This is a genomic window from Pseudomonas sp. 2995-1 (assembly GCF_002742505.1).
Classification (GTDB): domain Bacteria; phylum Pseudomonadota; class Gammaproteobacteria; order Pseudomonadales; family Pseudomonadaceae; genus Aquipseudomonas; species Aquipseudomonas sivasensis.
On sequence record NZ_LJSA01000249.1, the window covers coordinates 99010 to 112308 of the forward strand.

12 protein-coding genes are annotated in these 13299 nt (G+C 59.1%); 9 read left to right on the forward strand and 3 right to left on the reverse strand.

The features are described from left to right. Positions 1-4 precede the first annotated feature (4 nt). The 3 genes from AOA61_RS03230 (at position 5) to tldD (ending at position 6191) form a co-directional block, all read left to right on the forward strand. Complete coding sequence (locus AOA61_RS03230) at positions 5-3820, forward strand: YhdP family protein (RefSeq protein WP_099601134.1); 3816 nt, start codon at positions 5-7, stop codon at positions 3818-3820. 63 nt (positions 3821-3883) lie between these two features. After that, entirely contained in the window at positions 3884-4732 is an 849-nt protein-coding gene (locus tag AOA61_RS03235; RefSeq protein ID WP_099601135.1) for a carbon-nitrogen hydrolase family protein, read from the forward strand. Between the two features lie 16 nt (positions 4733-4748). Beyond that, positions 4749-6191, forward strand: coding sequence for a metalloprotease TldD (gene tldD / locus AOA61_RS03240; RefSeq protein ID WP_099601136.1), 1443 nt, complete (start codon positions 4749-4751; stop codon positions 6189-6191). A 45-nt stretch (positions 6192-6236) separates the two neighbouring features. On the opposite strand, the gene yjgA is transcribed toward tldD, so the two are convergent. Further along, positions 6237-6758: a ribosome biogenesis factor YjgA gene (yjgA, locus tag AOA61_RS03245; RefSeq protein ID WP_017138246.1), complete on the reverse strand. Its 522-nt coding sequence runs from the start codon at positions 6756-6758 to the stop codon at positions 6237-6239. 108 nt (positions 6759-6866) lie between these two features. Here yjgA and pmbA point away from each other — a divergent pair, with 108 nt between their 5' ends. The 6 genes from pmbA to AOA61_RS03275 all read left to right on the forward strand — a co-directional run bounded on the left by pmbA (position 6867) and on the right by AOA61_RS03275 (position 12115). Next, positions 6867-8213, forward strand: coding sequence for a metalloprotease PmbA (pmbA, locus tag AOA61_RS03250; protein WP_099601137.1), 1347 nt, complete (start codon positions 6867-6869; stop codon positions 8211-8213). 141 nt (positions 8214-8354) lie between these two features. Next, entirely contained in the window at positions 8355-8750 is a 396-nt protein-coding gene (locus AOA61_RS03255; RefSeq protein ID WP_095183841.1) for a FagA protein, read from the forward strand. Continuing rightward, on the forward strand, positions 8743-10119 hold the full coding sequence (locus tag AOA61_RS03260; protein WP_099601138.1) for a lyase family protein: 1377 nt from the start codon (positions 8743-8745) through the stop codon (positions 10117-10119). The genes AOA61_RS03255 and AOA61_RS03260 overlap by 8 nt, the downstream gene beginning before the upstream one ends. 27 nt (positions 10120-10146) lie before the next feature. Continuing rightward, positions 10147-10575 (forward strand): hypothetical protein, encoded by a 429-nt coding sequence (locus tag AOA61_RS03265; RefSeq protein ID WP_032886271.1) that lies wholly within the window; start codon positions 10147-10149, stop codon positions 10573-10575. 1 nt (position 10576) lies between these two features. Then, a complete protein-coding gene (locus AOA61_RS03270; RefSeq protein WP_095183844.1) occupies positions 10577-11188 on the forward strand; it encodes a superoxide dismutase in 612 nt (203 codons plus the stop codon). Between the two features lie 33 nt (positions 11189-11221). Next, entirely contained in the window at positions 11222-12115 is an 894-nt protein-coding gene (locus AOA61_RS03275) for a ZIP family metal transporter (RefSeq protein WP_099601139.1), read from the forward strand. A 37-nt stretch (positions 12116-12152) separates the two neighbouring features. Here the strand turns inward: AOA61_RS03275 and AOA61_RS03280 are convergent, their stop codons facing one another. Both AOA61_RS03280 and rapZ read right to left on the reverse strand, forming a co-directional pair. After that, the gene (locus AOA61_RS03280; RefSeq protein WP_032886274.1) at positions 12153-12425 is read right to left on the reverse strand and encodes an HPr family phosphocarrier protein; all 273 of its coding nucleotides are present in this window, start codon (positions 12423-12425) and stop codon (positions 12153-12155) included. Between the two features lie 16 nt (positions 12426-12441). Next, entirely contained in the window at positions 12442-13299 is an 858-nt protein-coding gene (rapZ, locus tag AOA61_RS03285; protein ID WP_032886275.1) for an RNase adapter RapZ, read from the reverse strand.

The window sequence follows — 13299 nt, forward strand, 5'->3', positions numbered from 1 at the left end:
TGACATGGAGCGTCTGATACGCTTTTTTGCCGCTTTGACCCGCTGGGGCCTGGGTCTGTGCGCCTTGCTGCTGGTTTTGGCGGCGGTGTATGTGAGCTTGGGTCGTGAATTGACCCCCCTGGTAGCCGAATACCGTGCCGAAGTTGAAGCCAAGGCCCAGGCGGCGTTGGGCGTGCCGCTGCACATCGGCAGCCTGGAAGGGCGCTGGAGCGGTTTTGCCCCGGTGTTGCTGGCCCATGACGTGATGGTCGGCGAGGGCAGCAGTGCCTTGCGTCTTGACCAGGTCGAAGTGGTGCCGGCTATCTGGGAAAGCCTGATGGCGCGTGAGGTGCGTCTCGCGCACCTGCAGGTCAGCGGTCTGCAACTGAGCGCCAAGGAAGACAAGGACGGTCATTGGGCGCTTCAGGGCATGCCGGTTCAGGACGAGCAGCCGCTGGATCCGGAGCAATTGCTCAAGCGCATGCAGATGGTAAAGCGCGTGTCCTTGCTCGACAGCCAGCTCACTTTGCAACCGTTCGATCAGGCACCGGTCACGTTGACCTACGTGGGGCTGAGTCTGCACACCGGCATCACCCGTCAACGTCTGGACGCACGCCTGACCCTGCCAGACGGGCAGCCTATGGCGCTCAGCCTGCGCAGCCGCATTCGCGCCAGCCAATGGAAGGATGCCGAGGTTCAGGCCTATCTCAGCCTGCCGCAAAGCGACTGGGCCAAGTGGATTCCGGCCAAGCTGACTCAGCAGTGGACACTCACGCAGTTCAAAGCCGGCGGTGAATTCTGGCTGAACTGGGGCAAAGGTACTGTGCAGAGCGCGGTGGTGCGCCTCAACTCTCCACAAGTGAAAGGCCGCTACGCAGAACGCAAGCCAGTGTTCATCGAAAACCTGGCCCTCACGGCTTACCTGCAACGCAGTGATACGGGACTTAAGGTGCTGTTTGATTCCCTGGCGATGAACCTGGGTGAAACTCGCTGGGAGTCGCGCCTGCAATTGCAACAGACTCTGGCTACCGATAAGGACCAGGAAGTCTGGAAGCTGCAGGCTGACCGCCTCGACCTGACCCCTATCACGCCATTGCTGAACGCTCTGGCGCCGCTGCCGGAAGGCTTCGCCAAGTCCGTCGAGCATCTGAAGGCCATCGGCCTGTTGCGCAACGTGCTGGTGGATTTCCGTCCTCAGGATACGACCGATCAAAAAGTCAGTTTTGCTGCCAACCTTGAGCGGGTCGGGTTTGACGCCTATTTCGGAGCACCGGCCGCGCGAAACGTGTCTGGCAGTATCAGCGGCGACTTGGGCGGTGGCGAGTTGCGCATGGACAGCAAGGATTTTTCCCTGCACCTTGATCCGATCTTCGCCAAGCCCTGGCAATATCTACAGGCCAATGCGCGCCTGACCTGGAAGCTGGATAAAGAAGGCTTCACCCTCATCGCCCCGTATATCAAGGTGCTGGGAGAAGAAGGCAAGATCGCTGCGGACTTCCTGATCCGCCTGCATTTCGACCATAGCCAGGAAGACTACATGGACCTGCGGGTCGGTATGGTCGACGGCGATGGGCGTTTCACTCCAAAGTACCTGCCTGCGGTGCTGAGCCCGGCCCTTGATGAATGGCTGCGCACGGCGATTCTCAAGGGGGCGGTGGATCAAGGTTTTTTCCAGTATCAGGGTTCGTTGAATCACGACGCGTTGCCGGCTTCGCGCAATATCAGCCTGTTCTTCAAGGTGCATGACGCCGAGTTAGCGTTCCAGCCGGGCTGGCCTCATGTGAGCAAGGTCAAGGGTGAGGTGTTTGTCGAAGAGACTGGTGTGCGTATCCTGGCCAGCAAGGGCCAGTTGTTGGATACCAAGGTCAAGGACGTGTACGTCAATATTCCCCACGCACCGTCCGGCAAGGAAAGTCACCTGCTGCTGACAGGTGGTTTTGCCGGCGGCCTGGGGGATGGGCTGAAGATCCTTCAAGAAGCGCCGATTGGTACCGCTTCCACTTTTGCCGGCTGGAAAGGCGAAGGCGACCTGCAAGGCAAGTTGGACCTGGATGTTCCGCTTGTTAAAGGCATCGAGCCCAAGATCGTAGTGGATTTCCAGACCGACAAGGCACGCCTGCAACTGGCTGAACCACCCCTGGACCTGACTCAACTCAAGGGCAATTTCCGCTTCGACAGCGCCAAGGGCCTCAGTGGCGAGAACATCACGGCCCAGGCGTTTGACCGGCCGATCTCCGCGCAAATCTTTGCCGATGGCAAACCGGGCAATATCAGCACCCGTGTAACCGCCAGGGGCCAGGTGACGGTCAAGCGGCTGACAGAGTGGTTGAAAATCAGCCAGCCGTTGCCGGTTTCCGGTGATATTCCGTATCAGTTGCAGCTCAACCTGGACGGTGCCGACAGCCAGTTGATGGTCAGCTCCAATCTCAAGGGTGTTGCGGTGGACTTGCCTGCACCGTTCGGCATGCCAGCGAGCCAGGGGCGTGACAGCGTATTCCGCATGACCTTGCAGGGCGCCGAACGACGCTACTGGTTTGATTACGGTGAGCTGGCCAACTTTACCTTTGCTGCGCCGCCGGACAAATTCAATGATGGCCGTGGCGAGTTGTTCCTCGGCGATGGCGATGCAGTGCTGCCCGCTGCCAAGGGCTTGCGCATTCGTGGAGTGCTTTCGGAGCTCGACATCGATCCGTGGAAAAAACTGGTGAGCCAGTATGCCGGCAACGATCCGGGTGGCAGTGCCAAGCAACTGCTAAGCGGTGCCGACTTCAAGATAGGCAAGCTCACCGGTTTAGGTACTCAGTTCGATCAGGTCAATCTGCAGTTGGACCGAAAACCCGTTGCCTGGGGCTTGCAGTTCGACAGTCAGCAGGCCAAGGGCAGTGTGACCTTGCCTGATAGTAAGGTCGCGCCGATTGGGGTCAACCTGCAATACGTAAAACTACCGGCGGTGGACCCTACGGTGCAGGCCGATGAAAACGCCCCCGACCCGTTGGGCAGCATCGACCCAAAGGATATTCCGGCTCTGGATATCGCCATTGCGCAACTGTTCCAAGGGCCCGAGCTGCTGGGCGCGTGGTCGCTAAAAATCCGTCCAACTACTAAAGGCTTGGCTTTCAGCGATCTGGACCTGGGTCTGAAGGGCATGCAGCTCAAAGGCGCTGGCGGATGGGAAGGCGCTCCAGGGGGAAGCAGCAGTTGGTACAAAGGCCGCCTGGACGGTAAAAATATCGCCGATGTACTCAAGGGCTGGGGCTATGCACCCACTGTAACAAGCGAAGACTTCCATCTGGATGTGGATGGGCGTTGGCCGGGTTCGCCGGCCTGGGTCGGGCCAAAGCGCTTCTCCGGTAGCCTGGATGCAGCGTTCCGAAAAGGTCAGTTTGTTGAAGTAGAAGGTGGCGCCCAGGCGCTGCGGGTGTTCGGTCTGCTCAACTTCAACTCCATCGGGCGACGCCTGCGGCTGGATTTCTCCGACCTGCTCGGCAAAGGCTTGAGCTATGACCGAGTCAAAGGCCTGTTGGCGGCGAGCAACGGTGTGTTCGTCACGCGGGAGCCGATCACTATGACCGGGCCGTCGAGCAACTTGGAACTGAACGGTACCTTGGACTTGGTAGCTGACCGCGTCGATGCCAAGTTGTTGGTGACGTTGCCTGTGACCAACAACCTGCCGATCGCTGCACTGATCGTCGGTGCACCTGCCATTGGTGGGGCTTTGTTCCTGATCGACAAGCTGATTGGTGATCGGGTTTCGCGTTTTGCCAGCGTCCAATACAAGGTGGAAGGACCGTGGAAGGATCCAAAAATCACCTTCGACAAGCCATTTGAAAAACCAAACTGAGGGCCTGCGGAGTAGCATGGGGCTCTCTTTTTTTGGTGCATGCCCATTACGGAGTGTCGGCTCATGTCCTTTGCGGTAATTCAAATGGTCAGCCAGAGCGATGTGTTGGCCAATCTGGCACAGGCTCGGCGTTTGTTGGAAAAAGCGGCGGCGGGCGGAGCGAAGCTGGCGGTGCTGCCGGAAAACTTCGCCGCAATGGGCCGCCGCGACGTGGCGGACATCGGTCGGGCTGAGGCTCTGGGCGAAGGTCCGATCCTGCCGTGGTTGAAACAGACCGCCCGCGACCTCACCTTATGGATAGTGGCCGGCACATTGCCGTTGCCGCCCAAGGACCAACCGAACTCCAAATCCAATGCCTGCTCGCTGTTGATCGATGATCATGGCGAAATCGTTGCTCGGTACGACAAGCTGCATTTGTTTGACGTGGATGTGGCGGATGCCCGGGGTCGCTATCGGGAGTCCGACGACTATGCTTTCGGGAGTAACGTGGTGGTGGCGGATACACCGGTCGGCCGTTTGGGCCTGACGGTGTGTTACGACCTTCGCTTTCCTGAGCTGTACAGCGAGTTGCGGGCGGCGGGGGCTGAATTGATCACTGCGCCCTCGGCCTTTACCGCTGTAACCGGTGCCGCGCACTGGGACGTGCTGATACGCGCACGGGCCATCGAAACCCAGTGCTATGTGCTGGCGGCGGCCCAGGGCGGCGTGCATCCGGGGCCACGGGAAACCCATGGTCATGCAGCGATTGTCGACCCGTGGGGGCGTGTGCTGACACAACAGGATCAAGGCGAAGCGGTGTTGCTGGCCGAGCGCGATAGCAGTGAACAGGCGTCGATAAGGGCGCGCATGCCGGTGGTCAACCATCGGCGCTTTTTCTCGCAGGGCGCGCAGCGACCTGCTTCAGAACGATGAATTTAAGGCCAAACCTATGAGCGAGTTGTTGTCCTCAGTCAGTGAACACCTCCTGGCACCCGGTGGCGTGACCATCGAAAGCTTGCAAACCGTGTTGGGCGATCTTGCCGGGCCAGGAATCGACGCCGCTGACCTGTATTTCCAGGGCCAGATTTCCGAGTCCTGGGCGCTGGAAGATGGCATCGTCAAGGAAGGCAGTTTCAACCTCGACCAAGGTGTCGGCGTGCGCGCGCAATCCGGTGAAAAGACCGGTTTTGCCTACAGCAACGCAATTACTTTGGAGGCCTTGGGTCTTGCCGCACGTGCAGCGCGTTCTATCTCCCGGGCTGGCCAAAATGGCACGGTGCAAGCGTTCAGTACTCAGGACGTTGCCCAGCTATACGCGCCGGACAACCCTTTGGAAGTGATCAGCCGGGCGGAAAAGGTCGATTTGCTCAAGCGCATCGACGCGGCTACCCGCGCCCTGGATCCACGTATCCAGCAGGTCACCGTGAGCATGGCCGGTGTGTGGGAGCGCATTCTGGTGGCATCCACCGACGGCGGCCTGGCGGCGGATGTACGGCCTTTGGTGCGCTTCAATGTCAGTGTGATCGTCGAACAGAACGGTCGCCGCGAGCGCGGTGGGCATGGCGGCGGCGGGCGTACTGACTACCGTTATTTCCTTAATGAAGACCGCGCGATGGGCTATGCCCGTGAAGCGCTGCGCCAGGCGTTGGTGAACCTGGAAGCTATTCCGGCCCCGGCGGGTACGCTGCCGGTGGTGCTGGGTTCTGGCTGGTCAGGGGTATTGCTCCACGAAGCCGTGGGCCACGGCCTGGAAGGTGACTTCAACCGCAAGGGCAGCTCTGCCTACAGCGGGCGTATGGGCGAGATGGTTGCGTCCAAGCTCTGCACCATTGTCGATGACGGAACCTTGGCTGGTCGCCGTGGTTCGCTGAGCGTCGATGACGAAGGCACGCCTACCGAGTGCACCACCTTGATTGAAAATGGTGTGCTCAAGGGTTACATGCAAGACAAACTCAATGCCCGCCTGATGGGCGTGGCGCGCACCGGTAATGGCCGCCGTGAGTCCTACGCGCACCTGCCGATGCCCCGCATGACCAACACCTACATGCTCGGTGGCGAAAGCGATCCGGCGGAAATCATCGCCTCGGTTAAACGCGGTATCTACTGCGCCAACCTCGGCGGCGGCCAGGTGGATATCACCAGTGGCAAATTCGTGTTCTCCACCAGCGAGGCGTACCTGATCGAAGACGGCAAGATTACCGCGCCGGTCAAAGGGGCAACGTTGATTGGCAATGGCCCGGAAGCCATGAGCAAGGTGTCGATGGTCGGCAACGACTTGGCGCTGGACAGCGGCGTAGGCGTGTGCGGGAAAGATGGGCAGTCAGTACCGGTCGGTGTCGGCCAGCCAACCCTGAAAATTGATGCGATCACCGTGGGTGGCACGGGGTCGTAAGGGATGGAGCTTCGGGTGGCGAAGACCGCCACCCGGGGAAGGGCATCAACGCAGTCCGCGTTGAGTCTCGTCCAGCTCACGGATGTATTTGAAGATTTTACGGCTGGTGGCGGGCGCCTTGTTATGCGCCTGCTCGTGCTGGGCCTGACGGATCAGGGAGCGCAGTTGTTGGCGGTCCGCATCCGGGTAGTCCAGCACGAATTTCTCCAGCACTGCGTCATCGCCCGAGATCAGGCGGTCACGCCAACGTTCCAGATTATGGAAACGTTCGTTGTACTGGCGAGTGGAGGCATCGGTTTGATCAAGCAAGGCCAGAATGGCGTCAGTGTCCTGATCGCGCATCAGCTTGCCGATAAACATGATGTGCCGTTTACGCGCGATATTCGCAGTGTGCTTGGGTGCGTCAGCAAGCGCCCGGCGCATCTCGTCGGTCAGTGGCAGTTTTGCAATCAAGTCTTTCTTGAGCGTTGTAAGGCGCTCGCCAAGGTCAACCAGAGCATGCAGCTCACGTTTGACCTGGGTTTTGCTTTTCTCCCCATCGAGGGAGTCGTCGTAAGAATCAACCATGGTGGCAGTCCGCAAAGAAACGCCGCCATGATAACCAGTCGGGGGCCGCTTGTCCGGCCCGGTCGCTCGATGGCCTTAACCGAAAGCAGAATTTGAGTGGAGAAAACCATGAGTGCAGCCCAAAGCGTCGGTCCGCAAGCGTTACCGGCCCTGCAGGAACAAGTCGAGCAGATCCTTGCCGAGGCTAAGCGCCAGGGGGCCAGTGCCTGTGAAGTTGCGGTCTCGCTGGAGCAGGGTCTGTCGACGTCGGTACGTCAGCGGGAAGTGGAAACTGTTGAATTCAACCGCGACCAGGGCTTTGGCATCACCTTGTATTCGGGGCAGCGCAAAGGGTCGGCCAGTACCTCCGCCAGTGGCCCGGAAGCCATTCGCGAGACTGTGGCCGCCGCGTTGGCGATTGCCAAGCACACTTCCGAAGATGAAAGCTCAGGTCTGGCAGACAAAGCGCTGATGGCCAAGGACTTGAAGGATTTCGATCTTTTCCATGCCTGGGACATTACGCCCGAGCAGGCCATTGAGCTGGCGCTGACCTGTGAAGCCGCTGCGTTTGATGCTGATGCCCGCATCAAGAACGCCGATGGCACCACGTTGAATACTCACCAAGGCTGTCGTGTTTATGGCAACAGCCACGGGTTTATCGGGGGATATGCATCCACCCGTCATAGCTTGAGCTGCGTGATGATCGCCGAGGCCAATGGCCAGATGCAGCGTGATTACTGGTATGACGTGAGCCGTCAGGGTGAACTGCTGGCCGACCCGGTCAGCATTGGTCAGCGTGCCGCACAACGTGCCGCTAGCCGCCTGGGCGCCCGTCCGGTGCCAACCTGCGAAGTGCCGGTGCTGTTTTCAGCGGAGCTGGCGGGCGGTTTGTTTGGCAGTTTCCTTGGCGCGATTTCGGGCGGCAATCTGTATCGCAAGTCGTCGTTCCTTGAAGGCGCCATTGGCCAGAAGCTGTTTCCCGATTGGTTGACCATTGATGAGCGTCCGCACTTGATGCGCGCCATGGGCAGCTCGGCGTTCGATGGCGATGGCCTAGCCACGTACGCCAAGCCGTTCGTCGAGAACGGTGAGTTGGTGTCTTACGTACTGGGTACTTACTCAGGCCGCAAACTCGGCCTGCCCAGCACTGCCAACTCCGGCGGCGTACATAACCTGTTCGTGAGCCATGGCGATGAAGATCAGGCAGCGCTGTTGCGGCGTATGGGACGTGGCCTGTTGGTAACCGAATTGATGGGGCACGGCCTGAACATGGTCACCGGCGATTACTCACGCGGCGCGGCGGGTTTCTGGGTGGAAAATGGCGAGATTCAGTTCGCGGTTCAGGAAGTGACGATTGCCGGCAATATGCGTGACATGTTCAAGCAGATCGTTGCCGTGGGTAACGACCTGGAACTGCGCAGCAATATTCGCACCGGTTCGGTGTTGATCGAGCGGATGACTGTCGCCGGCAGCTGATCGATCCTCTCTGAGAAGCGCGCTATCCCACGGATAGCGCGCTTTTTTTGTGCTTGGAATTCAGGGCGATCACGATGCCGCCATTGCGTTGATTCTCAATATCATTTAATAATAAATATCATTATCGAATGAGCGTGGATCATGAGTTCTGTCCTGCATGAGGATCCGTACCTGGAAAGCTGGCGCTGGATGAGTCGTCAGATTCGCTGCGGCCTCGATCCTGATGAACCTCGCCTGATCGAACATTACCTAAATGAGGGTCGATACCTGGCGTGCTGCACTGCGACTCATCCGTGGACGATCGCTGAAACATCATTCCGCCTGTTAATCGATACCGCCAGTGATATCGCCTTGCCTTGGCATTGGCGTTCCACTTGTCTGGATCAGGCTTGGCGCCCGCTGCGCGACTTGGAAAAACTCTCCCACTGTGCCTGTCGCCTCAAGCGCTGGCAGACCTTTGCCTGGCAATTGGCGACGTGCGAATTGCTGCCATCAATCTCCCACTCCGACCTGGTGCAAGGATCTAACGATGAGTAACACCCGTATCGAACGCGACAGCATGGGCGAACTGCAAGTGCCTGCCGAGGCCTTGTATGGTGCACAGACCCAGCGCGCAGTGAACAACTTCCCTATCAGCCACCAACGTATGCCGGCACAGTTTATTCGCGCCTTGATCCTTGCCAAGGCTGCTGCTGCCAAGGTCAACGTCGACCTCAAGCAAATCAGCGAAGGGCATGGCAAGGCCATCGTTGATGCTGCCCAAGGGTTGCTGGAAGGCGACTTCATGCAGCACTTCCCGGTGGATATCTTCCAGACCGGCTCTGGTACCAGCTCCAACATGAACGCCAACGAAGTGATCGCGACCCTCGCCAGCCGTTTGCTGGGCGAAGCGGTGAACCCGAACGATCACGTCAACTGCGGCCAAAGCAGCAACGACATTATCCCGACCACTATTCACGTCAGCGCGGCGCTGGTATTGCACGAGCAAACGCTTCCGGCGCTTCTTCACCTAGTGCAGGTGATCGAGCAGAAAGCCATAGAAGTTCACCCGTTCATCAAGACAGGCCGCACGCACCTGATGGACGCCATGCCGGTCCGTATGAGTCAGGTACTCGATGGTTGGGCGCAGCAACTCAAAGCCAATATCGGTCATCTGCAGGACTTGCTGCCAAGCCTGAAGGCCCTCGCGCAAGGCGGAACGGCGGTGGGCACTGGGATCAACGCCCATCCGGAATTCGCGGCGCGTTTCAGTCAGCAACTAAGCAGCCTGACGGATGTGAAATTCACTCCGGGTAAAAACCTGTTTGCGCTGATTGGTTCCCAGGACACAGCCGTGGCGGTGTCCGGCCAACTGAAAGCCACCGCCGTATCGCTGATGAAAATCGCCAATGACCTGCGCTGGATGAACTCCGGTCCACTTGCCGGCCTGGGTGAGATCGAGCTGGAAGGCCTGCAGCCGGGGTCTTCGATCATGCCCGGCAAGGTCAACCCTGTAATCCCTGAAGCGACTGCCATGGTGGCTGCACAAGTCATTGGCAATGACACGGTGATTACCGTCGCTGGCCAATCCGGCAACTTCGAGCTGAACGTGATGCTGCCTATCATCGCCCAGAACCTGCTCAGCAGCCTCGAACTGCTGGCCAACTCCAGCCGCCTGCTGGCGGACAAAGCCATCGCCAGCTTCAAGGTCAATGAAGTCAAGCTCAAGGAAGCACTGTCGCGCAACCCGATACTGGTTACTGCACTCAACCCGATCATTGGATACCAAAAGGCTGCTGAAATCGCCAAGAAGGCCTATCAGCAAGGCCGTCCAGTGATTGATGTCGCCCTTGAGCACACCGACTTGCCGCGCAGCCAACTGGAAATCCTGCTGGATCCGGAAAAGCTCACGGCTGGCGGCGTTTAATCACCGACTCTGCTTTGGAGGCTCACCATGGAGCACTGGAAGCGCACGATCGAACGGGCCAATCGCTGCTTTATGCAAGGCGAGTTGGTTGACGCTCGCGAGGCCTATTTGCAAGCCCTGGCCTTGGCCCAGGTGTTGTTCGAACGCTGGGCGAATGCCGACGAAGCAGTGGCGGCTTGCGTCATTTCCCATCACAACCTGGCGGACCTGCACCTGCACTTGAATCAGCCTGAGGAAAGCGCCGAATACCTTTGCGCCATTCACCAGCGCTTGCTGCAGACCATGCAGGACGCGCGCCTGAGCCCGCAGCTGCGGGAGGCCGCCCTGCGCCAGAGCAGCAAGACTTACGTCGAACTGTTGAATTTCATCAGCGATCACGGCGAGTACCCGCGCACCCATCGCTTACTGGGCGGTACTGCGGCGCAACCAACTACGCCTCAATACGGAGCACATTAATATGACCTATACCTTGCCTGCCTTGCCTTACGCCTACGATGCCCTGGAGCCGCATATTGATGCGCAAACCATGGAAATTCACTACACCAAGCATCACCAGACCTACATCAACAACCTTAATGCCGCCGTCGAGGGCACTGAGTTCGCCGGCTGGCCGGTGGAAAAACTGGTGTCCAGCGTGCAGCAACTACCGGAAAAGCTTCGCGCTGCCGTGATCAACCAAGGTGGCGGCCACGCTAACCACTCGCTGTTCTGGGCGGTGATGTCACCTCAAGGGGGCGGTAAGCCAGAGGGCGCATTGGGCAAGGCAATTGACGAGCAAGTTGGAGGTTTTGATAGTTTCAAGGAGGCCTTCACCAAAGCCGCATTGACCCGCTTCGGCAGTGGCTGGGCTTGGCTGAGCGTTACGCCGCAAAAAACCTTGGTGGTGGAAAGCAGCGGTAACCAAGACAGCCCGCTGATGAACGGCAACACACCGATCCTCGGCCTGGACGTATGGGAGCATGCTTACTATTTGCGCTACCAGAACCGCCGCCCGGAATACATCAATGCCTTCTACAGTGTTATTAACTGGCCAGAAGTTGCCGCACGCTATCAGGCTGCTATGGCCTGACATTTACCTCTATAACAAGATCTAAGGCCGACTATGGGCACTGAAACACTGGCGATCGGCAGCGTGCGGCTGTTTCGCTATGCGCTTGGCTCGCTACTGCTACTGGCAGGTACTGCATTGCTGGTGGCCCACGGGCTGGCCTGGCTGGACCTTGAACCGCGCATCCTGCGTGCTTTGCAGGGCGGGGCGATCTGCGCGCTCGGTACTGCGCTGGGCGCGGTTCCGGTATTGGTGATTCGGCGGATGCCGGTGGCCGTGAGCGATACCTTGCTGGGCTTTGGGGCTGGCGTGATGCTGGCTGCAACCGCCTTTTCGCTGGTGGTACCGGGTATTGCTGCTGCAGAAAGCCTGGGGCTTACGTCCTGGGGCGCGAGCGGGCTGATCAGTTTCGGCATTATGTTGGGAGCGTTCGGGCTGTATCTGGTTGACCGCAGGGTCTCCGGCGCGAGTCCGGAAATGCTGGTGGGCACACCGGACAAACCGGTGATACCGCCGCGCATCTGGCTATTCGTGTTCGCTATCATTGCTCACAACATTCCGGAAGGCATGGCGGTTGGCGTCTCCGCCGGCGGCGGCATGCCGGATGCCGACAGCCTGGCCATGGGCATCGCCTTGCAGGATGTGCCCGAAGGTCTTGTGATTGCGTTGGTGTTGGCCGGGGCAGGGATGTCGCGGGCCAAGGCATTCCTGATTGGTGCTGCTTCAGGCTTGGTGGAACCGGTGTTTGCCGTGCTCTGCGCTTGGCTGGTGAGCCTGGCCGAGGTGTTGTTGCCTTTGGGGCTGGCGCTGGCTGCCGGGGCGATGCTGTTGGTAGTGACCCATGAGGTGATCCCGGAGTCGCGGCGCAATGGCCACGAAAAGCTCGCCAGCTTGGGGCTCTGCATCGGATTTTGCTTGATGATGGCGATGGATACCGCATTGGGGTGAAGCCGTTGCGGCTTCACGTTTGTGTCAAAGGGTGAGGTTACTCACCTTCATCAAAGTAGTTGTTGATCAACGCCACCAGAGCTTCCATCGCTTCCTGGTCTTGCTCGCCTTCGGTCTTCAAATGAATTTTGGTGCCTTTGCCGGCCGCCAGCATCATCATCGCCATGATGCTTTTGCCGTCGACCATGCTTTCAGGTGTGCGTCCAGCCCTGATCTGGCAGGGGAACTGCCCGGCTACTCCGACAAACTTGGCCGAGGCGCGGGCGTGCAAGCCCAACTTGTTGATGATTTCAATTTCCAGAGCGGGCATCGCGCAGGTGTTCCTTTCAGCTAAGGTCGCGGTGGCGAACCTGGACGTTCTTGAGGGTTTGTTGCAGTGCTTGGCCCAAGCGCTCGGTCAGGTATACCGAACGGTGATGACCGCCGGTGCATCCAATGGCAATAGTGACATAGGCCCGGTTGCTCGCGGCAAAGCGCGGCAGCCACTTGAGCAGATAGCTGGAAATGTCCTGGAACATCTCCTCCACATCCGGCTGCGCGGCTAGGTACTCAGCCACAGGCAGGTCCAGCCCTGATTGGTCGCGTAACTCTGGCTTCCAGTAGGGGTTGGGCAGGCAGCGCACGTCGAACACCAGATCGGCATCCACCGGCATGCCACGTTTGAAGCCAAAAGACTCGACGAGAAACGCCGTGCCAGGCTCCGGTTGGTTCAGCAGGCGCAGCTTGATGGCATCGCGCAGCTGGTAAAGGTTAAGGCCGGTGGTGTTGATCTTAAGGTCGGCGAGGTCAATGATCGGCCCCAGCAACTTGGTTTCGTCCTCGATGGCTTCAGCCAGAGAACGGTGAGGGCTGCTGAGGGGGTGGCGTCGACGGGTTTCGGAGAAGCGTTTGAGCAGCGTCTCTTCATCGGCGTCCAGGTACAGCACATCACAATGAATATGCTTGGCGCGCACTTCTTCCAACAGTTCCGGGAACCGAGAGAGGTGGCTGGGTAGGTTGCGGGCGTCGATCGAAACGGCAACCAGAGGTTGCGCCAGCTCGGTGTGGATAAGAGCGCGTTCCGCCAACTCCGGCAGTAGGCCGGCCGGCAGGTTATCGATGCAATAGAAGCCGTTGTCCTCAAGAACGTTGAGGGCGGTACTTTTACCCGAGCCGGAGCGGCCGCTGACGATGATCAAACGCAT

Bases quoted from the DNA above. Each gene is read 5' to 3' on its own strand.
- AOA61_RS03230 (WP_099601134.1), top strand. From the start codon at position 5: ATGGAGCGTCTGATACGCTTTTTTGCCGCTTTGACCCGCTGGGGCCTG.
- AOA61_RS03235 (WP_099601135.1), top strand. From the start codon at position 3,884: ATGTCCTTTGCGGTAATTCAAATGGTCAGCCAGAGCGATGTGTTGGCC.
- tldD (WP_099601136.1), top strand. From the start codon at position 4,749: ATGAGCGAGTTGTTGTCCTCAGTCAGTGAACACCTCCTGGCACCCGGT.
- yjgA (WP_017138246.1), bottom strand. From the start codon at position 6,758: ATGGTTGATTCTTACGACGACTCCCTCGATGGGGAGAAAAGCAAAACC.
- pmbA (WP_099601137.1), top strand. From the start codon at position 6,867: ATGAGTGCAGCCCAAAGCGTCGGTCCGCAAGCGTTACCGGCCCTGCAG.
- AOA61_RS03255 (WP_095183841.1), top strand. From the start codon at position 8,355: ATGAGTTCTGTCCTGCATGAGGATCCGTACCTGGAAAGCTGGCGCTGG.
- AOA61_RS03260 (WP_099601138.1), top strand. From the start codon at position 8,743: ATGAGTAACACCCGTATCGAACGCGACAGCATGGGCGAACTGCAAGTG.
- AOA61_RS03265 (WP_032886271.1), top strand. From the start codon at position 10,147: ATGGAGCACTGGAAGCGCACGATCGAACGGGCCAATCGCTGCTTTATG.
- AOA61_RS03270 (WP_095183844.1), top strand. From the start codon at position 10,577: ATGACCTATACCTTGCCTGCCTTGCCTTACGCCTACGATGCCCTGGAG.
- AOA61_RS03275 (WP_099601139.1), top strand. From the start codon at position 11,222: ATGGGCACTGAAACACTGGCGATCGGCAGCGTGCGGCTGTTTCGCTAT.
- AOA61_RS03280 (WP_032886274.1), bottom strand. From the start codon at position 12,425: ATGCCCGCTCTGGAAATTGAAATCATCAACAAGTTGGGCTTGCACGCC.
- rapZ (WP_032886275.1), bottom strand. From the start codon at position 13,299: ATGCGTTTGATCATCGTCAGCGGCCGCTCCGGCTCGGGTAAAAGTACC.